Genomic DNA, 16,426 nt, shown 5'->3' with positions numbered 1-16,426 from the left:
GGTGCCTTAACGTTCCCGAAATATTTTGAAGCACTTAGTACTCTTTTTGGCCCTAGTTCTTTTTATCTCCTGCGAATCGGAAACACAGGACGAAAAATCTTCTTACCCTACCCACTTTGAACTGTCGGACGGGAAGGAAACGGCAACCTATCAACAAACTATCGATTATTACATTCGACTCGCGAAGGAATTTCCCGAAATCAACTTGCACACCATAGGCACAACGGACAGTGGTTATCCTTTGCACATGGTCACCTATAATCCTGATGGAGATTTTAATTACGAGAATATTCGGAAGGAAAAAACCATCATACTTATAAATAATGGAATCCATCCCGGAGAGAGCGATGGAATCGATGCCACCATGATGCTTTACAGAGATTTTGCCACCGGAGAATTAAACCTGCCCAAAAAAACGGTCTTGGTAACCATTCCCATATACAATATCGGTGGCTCACTCAATAGAAATTCAACCACAAGGGCCAACCAAAACGGACCTGAAGAATACGGCTTTCGAGGTAATGCACAGAACTACGATCTTAATAGGGACTTTGTAAAAATGGATACTCAGAACGCTAAAACGTTCGCACAAATTTTCCACATGGTAAAACCCGACGTTTTTATAGACAACCATGTAAGTAACGGTGCAGATTACCAATATACCCTAACGCACCTTTTTACCCAGCACAACAAGCTTGGTGGAAAAATGGGCCAGTACCTGCACAAAACCTTAATGCCAAACCTAGAAGATTCGTTATCGGATAAAGAATGGGACATAACCCCTTACGTGAACGTTTTTAACACACCGCCAGAGATGGGGTTCAGTCAATTTATGGACCACCCAAGGTATTCCACCGGCTACACCACACTTTGGAGCACATTGGGGCTCATGGTAGAAACCCATATGCTAAAACCATACAAACAACGTGTAGAAGGCACCTATGATCTAATGCACAGCCTTATAGAAATCGTGGAGGCTGAGCACGAGAACATAAGAACAGTTCGCAAAGAAACTTTGGAGAACAATCTGGAACTCTCCGAATATTACTTTAATTGGGCAGTGGATACGACCCAGACCTCTATTCTAAATTTTAAGGGATACGAGGCGGAAACCCTTGTTAGCGAAGTCACCGGTCTACCAAGGTTAAAATACAATCGGGAAAAACCCTTTACCAAAGAGACCGTATACATGGACCACTATTATCCCTTGGATACCGTTATCGTTCCTGCCGCATACATTGTAAAGAAAAGTTGGAAAAAGGTAATAGAGCGATTGGATGCCAATAAAATACAATACACCCCATTTAAAAAGGACACCACATTGTCCGTTGAAGCCTATAAAATCACTGGTTACGATACCCGTAGAACACCATACGAAGGGCACTACCTCCACTCCAACACCAAAGTAGAGGCCAAGACAAAGCAAGTTCAGTTTAGGGAAGGAGACATATTGGTCCCAACCCAACAGCCGGGCATTCGTTATTTACTGGAAACTTTAGAACCACAAGGTGCGGATTCTTTTTTTAATTGGAACTTTTTTGATACGGTTCTTCAACGCAAAGAAGGGTTTTCCCCTTATGTTTTTGAAGACGTTGCCTTGGAAATGCTCCAAAAAGATTCTATTCTATTACAGGAGTTTGAGACCAAAAAAGAAGGAGACCTCAATTTTGCCAATAACTGGTATGCGCAACTTAATTGGATTTTTGAACGTTCGGAACATTTTGAAGAAGCCTACCTTGCCTATCCCATTTATCGTATAGAAAAGAATAGCGATGCGTCAAGATTGCTTCCTAAATAAACGGCCAATCCTCAAACAGAATCTTAATGTTATGGTAAGAATTTTTTAAAGCCTTTTTGGTCTTTCGGGGGCCCTTCCATTTCACTTTTTTGATTCCTTCGGACTTTTCCGCCACTAATTTGCCGGCATAATCGGTGGACATAATAAACCAGTGCGTTTGCTTTAAACGATACTCTCCGTTTCTTTTAAAAACATGAAAAGTTGTACGTAAAAACCGTTCAATCTTTAGATTTTGCACGCCGGTCTCTTCCTCTACTTCACGTATTGCGGCATTTTCTATGGACTCTCCTTTATCCACTTTTCCTTTGGGCAAATCCCACTTTCCGTTTCTAAAAATAAATAGGACCTTACCTTTCTTATTGATCACAAAACCACCACCAGCGACCACTACAGGGATTTTATGCATAAAAAGCTTTAGGATCTCCGTTTCATCCGGATGGTACAGATAGGCCTTCCTTATCTTCTTTTTGGACAAAAGCCTGATGGCCTCAACGATCGAATCACCATCCAAAGAAAACAAATTACCATTGGAATCCTCGGGGCGCTCGTTTGTTAAAATCAGTGGAGCCTCATTAACAAAAACTTCATACATTTGCGCAATGGTTTTAGATAAGCAAATCGCAAAAAAAACAGCTGAGCTGTTGCTGCAAATTAATGCAATAAAGTTGGAACCTGAAAATCCATTCACTTGGGCTTCGGGCTGGAAGTCTCCCATTTATTGCGACAATAGAATTATGTTGTCCTACCCTATGATCAGAAACTTTGTTCGGGAAGAAATGGCTAAACAGGTAGAAAAGCTCTACGGAAAACCGGACGTAATCGCCGGAGTTGCCACTGGGGCCATTGGCATTGGCATTCTTGTTGCCGAAGCCCTCGGACTCCCGTTTGTATATGTTAGGCCAAAACCAAAGGAACATGGTAGACAAAACCAGATCGAAGGACACTTTGAACCAGGACAGAGCGTTGTGGTGATAGAAGACCTGATCAGTACTGGCAATAGCAGCCTCAATGCGGTCAAGGCCTTAAAAGAGCAAAATGCAGACATTAAGGGCATGATTGCCATCTTTACCTACGGCTTTCCCGTGTCCGCCGAGAACTTTAAAAAAGAAAACGTGGAACTGCATACGCTATCGGACTACGAAAACCTGGTAGAGCAAGCATCAGAAACCAACTATATCAAAGAAACCCAGTTACAAACCTTATTGGAGTGGAAGTCCAATCCACAAGAATGGAAATAATTTTTCACCATGCACATTGAATCACCAAAAAAGAAAGTAGCCAAAAGCAACAAAGAAGTATTCGAATTTTTGACCGACATCAAAAACTTTGAAACTTTAATGCCGGACAATATTGACAAGTTTGAAGTATTGGACGAAAACACCTTTAAATTTGCCCTAAAAGGTATGCCCGAGATTGTACTCCGGTTAAAGGAACAAAACCCGCACGACAAAGTTGTTCTGGGAGCGGCAAGCGATAAACTTCCCTTTACCCTTACCGCAGATATTACCGCATTGGAAGAAAACGAAAGCGAAGTGGGACTTAGTTTTGAAGGAGAGTTCAATGCCATGATGGCCATGATGATCAAAGCACCCATAACCAATTTTATTGGCACTTTATCCAATAATATGGATAAAATAGGTCAGTAAAGCAGCGTTACTTCCTTTAGGTCGAATTCCTTAAAAATTTCATCTTCAAGTTCGAGCACCAACTTGCCCGATGGTGACACCCCTCGCACGTACCCAACGAACATACCCCCAATTGGGGAGCTAAAAGTGGATGGTTTATCCTTTCTAAAAAGGATTTCTTCGTATGCAGGTAACAATTGGCCCACAGTCTTTGCCTCGATCCCATTAAGGTGATATTGTATCCGCTCCAGTATTTTTTGGAGTAACTCATCCAGATCATAATCTTTACCCGTGATCACTTTTAGGGAAGAAGCCTTTTCCAGACCTTCAAAAATAGTTTGGTTAACATTTAACCCAATACCAATAATGGATTGGGCAATAATGGAACCTTTGAGTACATTTTCAATTAAAATTCCACAAATTTTTACAGAACCTGACATAATGTCGTTCGGCCATTTTACCTTCACATTGGGCACTCCCAAAGCTTTTAGCACATCGCTCACGGCCATGCAAATTGCAATATTCAACACAAATTGATGCTCTACACCAAAGGCGTCAAACCTTCGCAACACGCTGAAAGTAAGGTTTTTCCCCCCTTCGGACATCCAAACAGTCCCCATTTGCCCCCTGCCTTTCAATTGTTTATCGACCACTACTACGGTGTAATCCGGCGGATCTTCCGAACGCAGCAAATTCCGTAAAAACAAATTTGTGGAGTCCGTGGCATCAAGTTTGAGTATTTGAAATTGTTTTCCCAATATGGCAAGCCTTTATGATTTGTTAAAAACTAAGGCTAAGAAAACAAAAAAAACATAACTTTGTAAAATCTAAATTTTTTGAATGCAGAAAACGAAAGCTAGCGCAGATGAGTTGATTGCCTTGATTCTGGAGGGAATAGAAGATGTTAAAGGAGTTGATATAAATCTACTGGACCTAAGGGAAATCGAAAACACGGTCTGCGACTATTTCATAATCTGTAACGGTACTTCCAACACGCATGTAAATGCGATTGTCTCATCCATACAGAAAAAGGTCAGTAAGACTTTACATGATAAACCATGGCACATTGAAGGGTCCGAAAACGCCGAATGGGTGCTAATGGACTATGTAAATGTTGTTGTGCATGTATTCCAAAAACATATTAGAGAATTCTATGATATTGAAGGACTCTGGGGAGACGCCAAAGTCACAATGGTAGAAAGCAGTTACAATTCTTAAGAAAAAAATGGCAAAAGAAAACAACCCAAATAATGCTCCAAAAAAACCACGTTTTAGTTCGTGGTGGATATATGGTGTGGTAATCGCATTGATCATTGGTTTCCAATTTTTTGGAGGCAACAGTTTTTCGAGCACGGAAAAGACCACAACCTCCGAATTACAGGAATTTTTACGGAACGGTGACATTTCAAAAATAGTCATCATCACCAACACCCGTCAGGCCAAAGTTTTTCTTACAGAGGAAGCTTTGAACAAAGATGTGCACAAGGGAGTGGCAGAAAAACCACTTTTACCATCTGCCGGATTGGTTCCCCAATATGTTTTGGATTATGGCGATCTGCAGATTTTCCAAAACGAAATAACGGAGATAAAAAAAGAAAACAACCTCGATACCATCGTCGAGTTTGATACAGAATCCAATGTTATTGGAGAAATATTCCTGACATTGCTTCCTTTCGCACTGATCATCGGCATCTGGATTTACCTAATGCGTAGAATGTCCGGTGGTGCAGGCGGTGGCGCGGGCGGTCAAATTTTCAATATCGGAAAATCAAAGGCCAAATTATTCGACGAAAAAACGGATACACGCACATCTTTTAAAGATGTAGCTGGTCTCGAAGGAGCCAAAGAGGAAGTTCAGGAAATTGTGGAATTCCTAAAAAACCCGGACAAATACACCTCCTTGGGAGGTAAAATACCTAAAGGCGCACTATTGGTAGGACCTCCCGGAACAGGTAAAACCTTATTGGCAAAAGCTGTTGCTGGTGAAGCCAAGGTCCCCTTCTTCTCTTTATCCGGTTCCGATTTTGTGGAGATGTTCGTGGGCGTGGGTGCATCCAGGGTCCGTGACCTCTTTAAACAAGCCAAGGATAAGTCACCTGCCATCATATTCATTGATGAAATCGATGCCATTGGACGCGCAAGGGGCAAAAACAATTTTACAGGTTCCAACGATGAACGCGAGAACACCTTGAACCAGTTGTTGACCGAAATGGATGGTTTTGGCACCAATACCAACGTAATTGTACTTGCCGCGACCAACCGTGCCGATGTACTGGACAAAGCATTGATGCGTGCAGGACGATTTGATCGTCAGATTTATGTAGACCTGCCAGATCTTAACGAACGAAAAGAAATCTTTGAAGTTCACCTTAGACCCATTAAAACAGCAGAAACCTTGGATTTGGACTTTTTGGCAAAACAAACACCAGGTTTCTCAGGAGCGGACATTGCAAATGTTTGTAACGAAGCTGCCCTTATTGCGGCCCGTAAAGAGAAAAAAGCGGTAACCAAGCAAGACTTCTTGGATGCAGTGGATAGAATTGTAGGCGGTCTTGAGAAGAAAAACAAAATCATTACCCCAGAGGAAAAGAAAACCATCGCGTTCCACGAAGCTGGTCACGCAACCGTAAGCTGGATGTTGGAACACGCTGCTCCCTTGGTTAAAGTAACCATAGTACCCCGAGGACAATCGTTGGGGGCCGCTTGGTACCTTCCGGAAGAACGTTTAATTGTGCGTCCAGAACAAATGTTGGACGAAATGTGTGCCACCATGGGAGGTAGAGCCGCTGAAAAGGTAATGTTCAATAAGATTTCCACCGGAGCTTTAAGCGATTTGGAAAAAGTGACCAAACAGGCCAGGGCCATGGTTACCATATATGGATTAAACGATGAATTGGGGAACATCACCTATTACGATTCATCCGGTCAGAACGAATATGGCTTCACCAAACCTTATAGCGAGGAAACAGCACAAAAAATCGATCAGGAGATTTCCAAGATCATCGAGAAGCAATATCAACGTGCCATAAAATTGCTCGAGGACAATAAGGACAAGTTGACCGAATTGGCCGAAAGACTTTTGGACAAAGAAGTTATTTTTAAGGATGATCTGGAAAAAATATTTGGCCAACGTCCATTCGAAAAGCAAGAAGAAGAACTAGAGCCAGCTAAATAAAAAATATATCAGGAATCATCCAATCAAAACACAATTATTGATTAGATAGACAAGCACAAGTGCCATAAATGGGAGTTTTTAAAAAACTATTCGGAGGAGGAAAAAAGGTTTCCAAGGAGACTACGGAAACCCGTGGTGACCATATGCCGGATTTAAAAATTCCCGTTGATGAAAAATTTACCATCTATTTTAAAAAGAACGGTGGTAAATTTATCTATTGCGAAGATTTTGCAGAGGTATCGGAAGCCTTGGAGAACATTGTTTCCGAGAACGATTGGCAAGACCATCTGTTTTTTACTATGGACCCAAGATTGGAAACTCGTTTTGCCACGGAAAAAATAGACTTTACCCACAATCGAAACGAAAGCGAGATTTTCTTTACCACTTGCGAACATCTAGTGGCTCACAATGGCTCAATTTTGGTATGTTCCAACCAGATAAAAGAAAAAAAATTGGATGAACTGCCATCCAATTTAGTGGTATTTGCCACTACCAGCCAGCTAGTGGATTCCATAAGCGAAGCCTTAAAAATTATCAAGGAACGCTATCAAAAAAATATCCCGAACAACATCACCACTTTAAAGCACTTTCAGCCTACAGCGGAAAACAAAGACGATTTCCTTTCCTACGGAAGTGCCTCAAAAAATGTATATCTTTTACTCCTAGAAGATTTTTAAATACATGAGAGAGGTATTAAGACGCTCCATTACAGGGGTAATTTATGTTGTACTCCTACTGGGCGCGGTTTTTTTAAGTTCGGACGCATTCGATTTTTTGTTTATGACCTTTGGTTTGGGATGCCTGTACGAATACAAGCGGATCGTACGCCTTAAAGGTTATTATGTATTCGTGGCTTATTTGGCACTCTGGTGGGTTTTTATTTATCTGACCCAGAACAGTGCAGCGATCAACCTGCTCATGTTTTTTACCATAACAGTGGATCTGGCCCTATTGGTATTTCTCTTTACCAAAGCTCCGAGAAACTTTACTCCTGTTCAAAAATTCTTGATCGGTCTGTTTTACATTGGTGGAGGTTGTATTTTTTTGACCATGATACCCTATAAAATTGATGAATTTGCTCAATTCTTGATCATGGGCATCTTTATTTTGATATGGGTAAACGATACTTTTGCCTACCTGGTAGGAAGAACTGTGGGAAAAACTAAACTTTTTCCTGCCGTTTCACCAAAAAAAACCATTGAAGGTTCTGTAGGAGGTCTTATTTTTGCACTGGCCGCGGCCTATTTTTTATCGTGGTACGAAACACGGCTTTCGTTAATCGAATGGATGGCAATGGCATGTTTGATTGTGGTAGCAGGAAGTCTAGGGGATTTGTTGGAATCTAAATTTAAACGCATGGCCGGAGTTAAGGATAGCGGAGCTATTTTACCCGGACATGGCGGAATTTGGGACCGATTGGACAGCTTGGTCTTTGCTGCACCTTTTGCGTATTTGATCTTAAATATATTCACCTATGTTTCATAAAGAGGGGCAAAAAATTATTATCACCACTTTTTTTCTAGTGGTAGCCGGCGTTTTGGCCGCACAATATTTTATCGATATTGAATGGATCAGATATGCCGTTCAGATTGTCGCGCTGGTCATATTGATCGCCATCTTACAGTTCTTTAGAAACCCAAAAAGATTGGTGACCCCGACTTTTGATGAAATATTGGCACCCGTGGACGGTAAGGTAGTGGTAATCGAAGAAGTTGAGGAACCGGAATATTTTAAAGGAAAAAGAAAGCAGGTTTCCATTTTTATGTCGCCTGTTAATGTGCACGTCACAAGATATCCCGCAAGTGGTACCGTCACCTATTCCAAGTACCATCCCGGAAAATATTTGGTGGCATGGCATCCCAAATCCAGTACCGAGAACGAACGCACCACCATTGTGCTCCACACACCAAAGTTTGGGGAAATAGGATACAGGCAAATTGCAGGAGCATTGGCCAGAAGAATAGTGAATTATGCCGAGGAAGGCGAACAAGTGACACAGGGCGAAGATGCTGGTTTTATAAAATTTGGCTCTAGAGTAGACCTATTGTTGCCTCTAGATTGTGATATTACCGTTAAATTGAACCAAAAAGTAGTTGGCGCACGTACATGTATTGCATCCTTAAGACCAAAAAATGATTGATGAAGAGCTACAAAAGAGATTCAACGATGCTGTTGACTTTGTAAACGACTACACTGATCCTTTGCCAGCGGATCTTTTGTTGAAGCTCTATGCGTACTTTAAAATTGCCAACAAGAATTTCGAAAACCCCGGTAGCAGAACGCCACTAATAAACGCGTTTAAAGCCAATGCACTGTTCCAAGCCAAGCGAATAAGTGTTAAGGAGGCCATGGAAAAATATGTGGAACTGGTAGAAAAAGAGTTAAAATCGCTCTAGGCCGCCAAATCTGGGCGCACCAACGATTTTTCAAAATAAGTAAAATAGACAGCCCCAAAAATAGTTATCAAAAAATAGAGTGCAATTAGATAACTCCCGATTGAAAAGTAATTATTCATCCCAAACCAATCATTGGTAATATAAATAAAGACCAATCCTCCAAGTCCACGAACTACTTCAATCCAAATCGCATATTTTTTTCGGTCCATTAAGGTTGTATATCCATAAATCCCAACAAAAATAAAGGCACCGAACAGCAATAATCCATCAAAACCAATTTCGGAATAACTGTAAAACATGAACAGCATTAAAAAGGTGGTCATGATCAGTTGAAACAAGGCGTATGTTTTTAAAGTTGATGTTACCTCTGGTTGATATTTGCTAAAGTTGTACACATTTTGGATTATGGAAATGGGGTACTTTTCCTTTACGTCCTCTGGGCGCCACCCCGTTGGCATAAACCAAATCCGAATTTTATCCCAATAACTTTTGGTGCGCCATGCATCCTGCATCAATCGCCATAAATGTTGAAAATTTATAATAATAGGATTCCATGTATTAGCCGGTTTTAACACCCCATATTGCGGAGGAACTTCATCCAACTCCTCTTGAAAAGTTCCGAACATTCTATCCCAAATACAAAATATCTGTCCGAGGTTTTTATCGATATATTCTGGATTTATGGCATGGTGTACCCGGTGCTGGGAAGGGGTAACTATCACGTATTCCAAAATACCCATTTTACCAATATGTTGTGTATGATACCAAAATTGAGCAAACAAGTGAATGGGCGCCAATATGGCAATTACGGTGTTGGGCACACCCAAAAGTGCAGCTGGAATCAATAAAAGTGCATAATACCCCAAAAGGTTCGATATAGGTTGGCGAAGGGCACATGCCAGATTAAACTCTTCGCTACTGTGATGGATTACATGCTGGTTCCAAAAAAAATTTATCCTATGGCTTAATCGGTGATTCCAGTACCCTGCAAAATCCAAGGCAATAAAAGCCACGACCCAAACCAACCATGTTGCCTTGATCTCTATCAAGGCCAAATGATCCAATAAAAATGGATAACTGACAAGGATAACCACAAGTCCAAGTGAATCCTTTACCACATTGGTAAGACCGGAACTCAAACTGCTCACGGTATCCATGAGATTGTGCTTCTGGTCTTTTACAAATCGGCCATAAAGTATTTCGATAAGAACAAGGCCTATAAAAAAAGGTGTTGCATATAACAAGGCAGTCGCATACGATTCCATTTCAAAAATTTAAATTTTGTTCGATGCAAGAATGGGATTAACTGCCCTTAAGTTAATCTAAATTTTTAAATAATTGAATATCATTGGCATCGGTAAGATCTGGAATATGTTCGGAACGTGGAATACAAAGGACGCTTTGTGTTTGCTCACTGACCAATATGGCCACAGCCCTTGGCAATTCTTTTTCGTTACGTACAGGATCAATGGGACAATTTTTTACGAACGGATATATTTCTTCCCCGGAAAAACTAAAAATGTTCATGCTCACCCTTAACTCACCGGAAGTGTCTCGATATTTGGGAACATCTTCTACTTTTGGCTTTTCAACAATTCGCCGAAGAAACCCATCGGAGGAAATATCCATTACGGCAAACTTGGCAATGCGTTCTTCGGTATAATCAAATCCAGAGCTTGCATAACTGATCAAGGCATGGGGAGCCTTTCTATCTTTCCTTAAATCTTTTAGGGCTTCCACCGAATAGAGATTATCCCCATTACAAACCGTAAAGGCGGTCTGTTTCAATTCTGGGTACTGATCCATACATTGCTGAAGGGCATCGGCAGTTCCCAAGGGCTTTTCCCTACCTTCGGGAACCGATTGTACCGCCAAAAATACTTCCAGATTTTTGGGAAGGTCTCCAAAATCTTTAAATTCCTGAAAAGCTTTGTTATCACTGCTCGTAATCAAATACAATTTCCGGTATCCTGCATTAATGGCATTTTTAACCAAATAATACAAAAATGGCCTACCTTTTTGTCCGACAGGAATTAAACTCTTATGGGGAATATTCGTCATGATTCCCTCCCCTCCTTCTGTCTGCAAACTTTTTTTCATTCGGGAGGATGCACCACCTACCATTATAACCAAACTCGTATTCTCCATTCCCATTAACTTGTTAATTCTACGACATAAACATCTTTGGCACCGTTCTCCAAAAATGCCTGTTTCACCTTATCCTCAATATCTTCTGTAACCATAGCCACCATACATCCTCCTCCACCGGAACCTATAATTTTTGCTCCTATGGCACCTGCCTTTCGGGCGGCATCCATCATCCTCACCATTTTCTTCGGCGTGTTCTTTATCTGATCCTGAAGAATTGCTTGGTGTTGATTCATTAAATCTCCTAATACCTGAATATTTGGATTTGGACCTGATAGTTCTCTTTTCGCTTGAATAGTGATGTGATAGTTGTACAAAGTCGAATACCAATAATCTTGAAGCTCAACAGGAACCAACGCCTTATATTTTTCGTAGTCGTCCAAGGTCGATGTTTCCACCTCAAATTCAGGATATTCCTTTTGAACCGCTTGAACAGCCTTATCCGCGTATACTTGAGCGTTTTTCAAAACTTCCAAGGTTTTTTTGGGCACTCCAGACTCGGCCACCAACAGTTTGCCCAAATTGGCATTTAAACGTGTGCTTTCCCCACTTTTTGTATCGATATAAATGAGCCCTTTTTGCGCAATGGTGTATTGATCCATCAAACCACCGGGCTGATCAAAAAACAGCACTTCTGCTTCGTAGGCCCACCTTCCGATTTGATAATCACTGATTTCCCCGGATTTACCTTGTGTTGCCACCAAAAATCGAACCCAGGCCACCACTATGGCCGAGGAACTGGACAATCCGGCATTTACGGGAATATTCCCCGATATTTCGATATCGTATCCTTGTTCAAAGGAAAATCCTTGATTTTTTAAAATGGACATCACGGACCGATAGTAATCACCAGGTTGAATATCTTTCAGATCATCATCAACCGAAATAATAACCTCTTCGTTCAGGTCCAATAATTTTAACCGATACTTTTTATCCTGGTTTGCAACAGCTTTAACATTGATATATCGATCTATTGATCCGGCAATAACGGGAAGCCCCAAATAATCTTGATGATCCCCATAAAAACAGATCCGGGCAGGTACTTTTAATTCAATCATTGAAATAGTGCTCAGCTTATAATTTCCAATGGTGCGGTATCCTTCCAATTACCTCTTGTAAAATCCGGGAATGGCTGCGGTGCTCCACCACTGGCCACTGAGCGCTCGCTCAATGGCGAAACGGCACTCCACAAACATCCTTCGTAAACGTTTTGGTCCAAGGGCAATCCTTTTTGCAGACATTCCACAATCCGGTACACCATAATACCGTCCATTCCCCCGTGCCCGCTTCCTTTGGCCGCCACGTTCAATCTTTTGTATAGTGGATGATCATATTTTTCATACAATTTTTCGAGCTGTTCACCCTGCACCCATGAATGATGGTCTTTTGTAATCCCGTCCACACCACCTTCCAAAGCTACACGGGTAGGGAATCCTGCCAATATACCTTTGGTGCCTTGCACCAGGTTCAATCGGGAATATGGCCTTGGGCTGGTTTCGTCCCACTGGACCAGAATAGTTTTCCCAAGGGTCGTTTTAATTATGGAAGTATTTAAATCACCTCCTTTAAAGTCAAGCTGGTTCCATTTATGGTCGGCGGGGTAGTTCCTTTCCGCATAGAGTTCCCTTCCTCTTGATGGTGTCGAGAAAGAGACAAGACTTCCAAAGGTATCATCTTGTCTGGCCAAGTTCATATATTGGGCCACAGGTCCTAACCCATGGGTGGGGTACAGGTTTCCATTTCGGTTGGCATAGTGATGTGTTCTCCAAGATCCCGTACCTCGCTCCTGTTCTTCCATTTGCCATCTCAGTTCGTGAATATAGGCAGCCTCGCCATGTAATATTTCTCCGATCAAGCCTTTTCGGCACATATTAAGGAACATAAGCTCGTCGCGGCTGTAATTAACGTTCTCCAACATCATACAATGCTTTTGGGTCCGCTCACTGGTATCCACAATATCCCACATATCTTGGATTGTGGTTGCCATGGGCACTTCTACAAAGGCATGAGCACCATTCTCCATTGCACCAATGGCCATAGGAGCATGGTTTGCCCAGTTGGTCGCGATGAACACAACATCGGGTTTTACTTCCTTGAGCATTGTTCGCCACTCATCCTCACTTCCCCAATATTGGGCTATATTCTTGTGCCTATTTGCACCGGCCGCTTCTTTTACCCAACGGGTCTTTTCTTTTACTAGGTCTTCGTACAAATCACAAATGGCAACAACTTCCGTCCCTGCCAAAGCAGCAAAAAATTTAGCATGGGTTCCTCCCCTGGCTCCAACTCCAATAAATGCAGCTCGTACGGTTTCTAATTTAGGTGCCGAAAACCCACCCATGTAGGTTGATGATAACGGTCGCTCGTAATTTGCCCTTAGATATCCCGGTGCCAAGGACACAGCGGCCGCAGTCAACGAAGTTTTTTGGATAAAACTTCTTCTATTGAGGTTTTTCATATTCATTTTCGGAGTTGGTTAGAGAGCTCCAAAGTATAAAAAAAAAGAAAAGGGAAGCAAGCTTCCCTTTTATTAATCTGTTTGATGTTTGTCCAAAACTATTGCAAACTGGCCAAACTTTTTTCCAAGGTCTCTATTTTGGCTTCGGCATCTGCGGCTTTTTTGCGCTCCATGGCAACGACTTGCTCCGGTGCATTGTTCACAAAACGCTCGTTGCCCAATTTTTTTTCTACGGATTTTAAAAATCCTTTGGTATAATTGAGCTCTTCGGTAATCTTTGCAATCTCCGCCTCAACATCTATGGCACCGCTGATCGGAATAAAATATTCGTTGCTTTTTACCCTAAACGTCAAGGCACCGTCCAAACTGGCATCCACCGACTCCATTTTGGTAAGGTTTCCGAGTTTCAGAACTATGGCATCCATTCCCCCTCCTATTCCTTCGGCATTTATCATAAATAGCTCCAATGCATCCTTTTGGGGAATGTTTTTTTCTTTTCTGATGGTCCTGACACCTGATATTACTTCGGAAGCAAATTCAAACTCGGCTATCAACACAGCATCCACTTGTTTGGCCTCTGGCCATTTTGCCACGATCAAAGCTTCTTCCGGCGAACGCTCTGCAATGTGTTGCCATACTTCCTCCGTCAAAAATGGCATGAATGGATGAAGTAATTTCAAGTTTTCCTCGAAAAGACTTAATACCTCATCATACGTTTTTTGATCGATGGGTTTTTGATATTCCGGTTTTACAATTTCCAACAACCACGAGCAGAAATCGTCCCAAACCAATTTGTAGATGGCCATCAAGGCATCGGAAATACGATATTTGGAGAAATGGTCCTCTATCTCGACCAATGTTTGATTAAACTTGGCCTTGTACCATTGAATTCCTTTTTGCGCTGCTTCGGGCTGTGGAATATCCGCTACTTCCCATCCTTTTACCAATCGGAATGCGTTCCAAATTTTATTGGCAAAGTTTGCTCCTTGTTGGCAAAGTGCCTCATCGAACAGCAAATCGTTACCGGCCGCAGAACTCAACAAAAGTCCAACACGGACTCCATCGGCACCAAAATTCTCGATCAATTTTAGGGCGTCGGGCGAATTTCCAAGTGATTTGGACATTTTTCGTCGCTGTTTGTCCCGAACCAATCCAGTAAGGTATACATTTTCAAACGGTCGTTTTCCTCTGTATTCGTAACCGGCCATGATCATTCTTGCGACCCAAAAGAATAAAATATCGGGACCGGTCACCAAATCGCTGGTAGGGTAGTAATAATTCACCTCTTCATTGTCGGGTTCCAATATACCTCCAAAAACACTAATGGGCCACAACCAAGATGAGAACCACGTATCCAACACATCGGCATCTTGACGCAAATCGGATTGCTGGATTCCCGGCTTTTTGGCCTTTGCCAGCTCCAATGCTTGTTCTGGGGATTCGGCTACCACAAAATCTTCTTTTCCGTCACCATAATAATAGGCCGGGATTTGTTGTCCCCACCATAATTGACGGGATATGTTCCAATCACGGATATTCTCCATCCAATGACGATATGTGTTATTGAACTTGGATGGGTACAATTTTACATCTTTAGTCTGCAAAACGCCCTCTATAGCGGGTTTGGCCAGGTTTTCCATTTTAAGGAACCATTGGTCGGACAGCCTAGGCTCAATTACGGCCTTGGTCCTTTCCGACGTGCCTACTTTATTGATGTGCTGCTCTGTTTTTACCAAATAACCTTTGGCTTCTAGCTCTTTTGAGATTTCTTTTCGAACCACAAACCTGTCCTTGCCTTCGTAGTGCAGTCCAAAGGAATTAAGGGTAGCATCCTCATTAAAAATATCGATTACCTCTAGATCGTGCTTATCTCCAAGGTTTTTATCGTTCTCGTCGTGAGCAGGGGTAACTTTTAGGCACCCGGTACCAAACTCTACATCTACATATTCGTCTTCAATAATGGGAATTACCCGATCGCAGATTGGCACAATCGCCTTTTTCCCTTTTAGATGACGGTATCTTTCATCGTTGGGATTAATACAGATTGCGGTATCTCCCAATATGGTCTCCGGACGCGTTGTGGCAATGGTCACTTTCTCGTCGGAACCTTCTATGGCATAGGACAAATAGTATAGGTTTCCTTGTCTTTCCTCATATATCACCTCTTCATCGGAGAGCGTGGTCTTGGCCTCAGGATCCCAATTTACCATTCTGTACCCTCTGTAAATCAAACCCTTATTGTACAAATCAACAAAAACCTTGATTACCGAGGCTGACATATCGTCATCCATGGTAAATTTTGTTCGATCCCAATCGCAGGAGCAACCCAGTTTTTTTAACTGTTGAAGAATTACACCACCATACTCGTTCGTCCAATCCCAAGCATGTTTTAGAAATTCCTCTCGTGATAATTTGGATTTATCGATACCTTCTGCCTTTAATTTGGCAACCACCTTGGCTTCGGTGGCAATGGATGCATGGTCCATACCGGGCACCCAACAGGCATTTTTACCCAAAAGTCTTGCTCGTCGGATCAATACATCCTGTATGGTATTATTGAGCATATGGCCCATGTGAAGGATTCCGGTTACGTTCGGCGGAGGAATTACTATGGTGTAAGGCTCCCTTTCGTCCGGTTTTGAACTAAAATAATCGTGCTCGGACCAGTAGGCATACCAGTGTTCTTCGACCCGTTTTGGGTCATATTTTGATGGAATCTCCATTTTTCGGTACAGTTTTTGTTTAATTGGACTGTGATTGGTTTTTTTGAAGGGGAAGCCAAATGTTAATTTTACGCTATTCTTCGGATGAGAGCCAATCCAGAAA

The 16,426-nt window shown here is 42.0% G+C and carries 16 protein-coding genes; 9 read left to right on the top strand and 7 right to left on the bottom strand.

What is annotated here, in order from left to right; genetic code table 11:
- The first annotated feature begins 25 nt into the window (after positions 1-25).
- A complete protein-coding gene (locus ABTP35_RS11205) occupies positions 26-1,798 on the top strand; it encodes a M14 family metallopeptidase (RefSeq protein ID WP_293296312.1) in 1,773 nt (590 codons plus the stop codon).
- Here ABTP35_RS11205 and ABTP35_RS11200 read toward each other — a convergent pair.
- On the bottom strand, positions 1,791-2,390 hold the full coding sequence (locus ABTP35_RS11200; protein ID WP_224837655.1) for an NUDIX hydrolase: 600 nt from the start codon (positions 2,388-2,390) through the stop codon (positions 1,791-1,793). The two genes, ABTP35_RS11205 and ABTP35_RS11200, sit on opposite strands and share 8 nt — an antisense overlap.
- Before the next feature lie 7 nt (positions 2,391-2,397).
- Here ABTP35_RS11200 and pyrE point away from each other — a divergent pair, with 7 nt between their 5' ends.
- A complete protein-coding gene (pyrE, locus tag ABTP35_RS11195) occupies positions 2,398-3,036 on the top strand; it encodes an orotate phosphoribosyltransferase (RefSeq protein ID WP_224837654.1) in 639 nt (212 codons plus the stop codon).
- A 9-nt stretch (positions 3,037-3,045) separates the two neighbouring features.
- The gene (locus ABTP35_RS11190; RefSeq protein ID WP_224837653.1) at positions 3,046-3,444 is read left to right on the top strand and encodes an SRPBCC family protein; all 399 of its coding nucleotides are present in this window, start codon (positions 3,046-3,048) and stop codon (positions 3,442-3,444) included.
- On the opposite strand, the gene ABTP35_RS11185 is transcribed toward ABTP35_RS11190, so the two are convergent.
- On the bottom strand, positions 3,438-4,181 hold the full coding sequence (locus tag ABTP35_RS11185; protein WP_293296314.1) for a biotin--[acetyl-CoA-carboxylase] ligase: 744 nt from the start codon (positions 4,179-4,181) through the stop codon (positions 3,438-3,440). The two genes, ABTP35_RS11190 and ABTP35_RS11185, sit on opposite strands and share 7 nt — an antisense overlap.
- Before the next feature lie 82 nt (positions 4,182-4,263).
- Between ABTP35_RS11185 and rsfS the strand changes: the two genes are divergently transcribed.
- The 6 genes from rsfS (at position 4,264) to ABTP35_RS11155 (ending at position 8,994) form a co-directional block, all read left to right on the top strand.
- Positions 4,264-4,641: a ribosome silencing factor gene (gene rsfS, locus ABTP35_RS11180; RefSeq protein WP_224837651.1), complete on the top strand. Its 378-nt coding sequence runs from the start codon at positions 4,264-4,266 to the stop codon at positions 4,639-4,641.
- Between the two features lie 7 nt (positions 4,642-4,648).
- On the top strand, positions 4,649-6,598 hold the full coding sequence (ftsH, locus tag ABTP35_RS11175) for an ATP-dependent zinc metalloprotease FtsH (protein WP_224837650.1): 1,950 nt from the start codon (positions 4,649-4,651) through the stop codon (positions 6,596-6,598).
- A gap of 68 nt (positions 6,599-6,666) precedes the next feature.
- Positions 6,667-7,275 carry an LUD domain-containing protein gene (locus ABTP35_RS11170; protein WP_252080297.1) on the top strand — a complete coding sequence of 203 codons (609 nt, stop codon included), beginning with the start codon at positions 6,667-6,669 and terminating at the stop codon, positions 7,273-7,275.
- Positions 7,276-7,279: 4 nt separating this feature from the next.
- Positions 7,280-8,083 (top strand): phosphatidate cytidylyltransferase, encoded by an 804-nt coding sequence (locus ABTP35_RS11165; protein WP_224837648.1) that lies wholly within the window; start codon positions 7,280-7,282, stop codon positions 8,081-8,083.
- Positions 8,073-8,738 carry a phosphatidylserine decarboxylase family protein gene (locus ABTP35_RS11160; protein WP_224837647.1) on the top strand — a complete coding sequence of 222 codons (666 nt, stop codon included), beginning with the start codon at positions 8,073-8,075 and terminating at the stop codon, positions 8,736-8,738. Before ABTP35_RS11165 ends, ABTP35_RS11160 begins: the two co-directional genes overlap by 11 nt.
- Positions 8,731-8,994 (top strand): acyl-CoA-binding protein, encoded by a 264-nt coding sequence (locus ABTP35_RS11155; RefSeq protein WP_224837646.1) that lies wholly within the window; start codon positions 8,731-8,733, stop codon positions 8,992-8,994. The genes ABTP35_RS11160 and ABTP35_RS11155 overlap by 8 nt, the downstream gene beginning before the upstream one ends.
- On the opposite strand, the gene ABTP35_RS11150 is transcribed toward ABTP35_RS11155, so the two are convergent.
- The 5 genes from ABTP35_RS11150 to ABTP35_RS11130 form a co-directional block, all read right to left on the bottom strand.
- A complete protein-coding gene (locus tag ABTP35_RS11150) occupies positions 8,991-10,259 on the bottom strand; it encodes a sterol desaturase family protein (RefSeq protein WP_293296318.1) in 1,269 nt (422 codons plus the stop codon). The genes ABTP35_RS11155 and ABTP35_RS11150 overlap by 4 nt on opposite strands.
- A gap of 52 nt (positions 10,260-10,311) precedes the next feature.
- On the bottom strand, positions 10,312-11,142 hold the full coding sequence (locus tag ABTP35_RS11145) for a sugar phosphate nucleotidyltransferase (protein ID WP_252080300.1): 831 nt from the start codon (positions 11,140-11,142) through the stop codon (positions 10,312-10,314).
- Positions 11,143-11,147: 5 nt separating this feature from the next.
- Positions 11,148-12,200: a GHMP kinase gene (locus tag ABTP35_RS11140; RefSeq protein ID WP_293296321.1), complete on the bottom strand. Its 1,053-nt coding sequence runs from the start codon at positions 12,198-12,200 to the stop codon at positions 11,148-11,150.
- A gap of 11 nt (positions 12,201-12,211) precedes the next feature.
- Positions 12,212-13,600, bottom strand: coding sequence for a Gfo/Idh/MocA family oxidoreductase (locus ABTP35_RS11135; RefSeq protein ID WP_293296323.1), 1,389 nt, complete (start codon positions 13,598-13,600; stop codon positions 12,212-12,214).
- Positions 13,601-13,698: 98 nt separating this feature from the next.
- A complete protein-coding gene (locus tag ABTP35_RS11130) occupies positions 13,699-16,323 on the bottom strand; it encodes a valine--tRNA ligase (protein ID WP_293296325.1) in 2,625 nt (874 codons plus the stop codon).
- Positions 16,324-16,426: the final 103 nt, after the last annotated feature.

Origin of the sequence: Flagellimonas alginilytica (assembly GCF_042134605.1) — a bacterium.
In the GTDB taxonomy this organism is placed as follows: domain Bacteria; phylum Bacteroidota; class Bacteroidia; order Flavobacteriales; family Flavobacteriaceae; genus Flagellimonas; species Flagellimonas alginolytica.
The sequence above is the reverse complement of the archived record's forward strand: the minus strand, read 5'-3'. Positions and strand labels throughout refer to the sequence as shown.

Bases quoted from the DNA above. Each gene is read 5' to 3' on its own strand.
- ABTP35_RS11200 (WP_224837655.1), bottom strand. From the start codon at position 2,390: ATGTATGAAGTTTTTGTTAATGAGGCTCCACTGATTTTAACAAACGAG.
- pyrE (WP_224837654.1), top strand. From the start codon at position 2,398: ATGGTTTTAGATAAGCAAATCGCAAAAAAAACAGCTGAGCTGTTGCTG.
- ABTP35_RS11190 (WP_224837653.1), top strand. From the start codon at position 3,046: ATGCACATTGAATCACCAAAAAAGAAAGTAGCCAAAAGCAACAAAGAA.
- rsfS (WP_224837651.1), top strand. From the start codon at position 4,264: ATGCAGAAAACGAAAGCTAGCGCAGATGAGTTGATTGCCTTGATTCTG.
- ftsH (WP_224837650.1), top strand. From the start codon at position 4,649: ATGGCAAAAGAAAACAACCCAAATAATGCTCCAAAAAAACCACGTTTT.
- ABTP35_RS11170 (WP_252080297.1), top strand. From the start codon at position 6,667: ATGGGAGTTTTTAAAAAACTATTCGGAGGAGGAAAAAAGGTTTCCAAG.
- ABTP35_RS11165 (WP_224837648.1), top strand. From the start codon at position 7,280: ATGAGAGAGGTATTAAGACGCTCCATTACAGGGGTAATTTATGTTGTA.
- ABTP35_RS11160 (WP_224837647.1), top strand. From the start codon at position 8,073: ATGTTTCATAAAGAGGGGCAAAAAATTATTATCACCACTTTTTTTCTA.
- ABTP35_RS11155 (WP_224837646.1), top strand. From the start codon at position 8,731: ATGATTGATGAAGAGCTACAAAAGAGATTCAACGATGCTGTTGACTTT.
- ABTP35_RS11150 (WP_293296318.1), bottom strand. From the start codon at position 10,259: ATGGAATCGTATGCGACTGCCTTGTTATATGCAACACCTTTTTTTATA.
- ABTP35_RS11145 (WP_252080300.1), bottom strand. From the start codon at position 11,142: ATGGAGAATACGAGTTTGGTTATAATGGTAGGTGGTGCATCCTCCCGA.
- ABTP35_RS11140 (WP_293296321.1), bottom strand. From the start codon at position 12,200: ATGATTGAATTAAAAGTACCTGCCCGGATCTGTTTTTATGGGGATCAT.
- ABTP35_RS11135 (WP_293296323.1), bottom strand. From the start codon at position 13,600: ATGAAAAACCTCAATAGAAGAAGTTTTATCCAAAAAACTTCGTTGACT.
- ABTP35_RS11130 (WP_293296325.1), bottom strand. From the start codon at position 16,323: ATGGAGATTCCATCAAAATATGACCCAAAACGGGTCGAAGAACACTGG.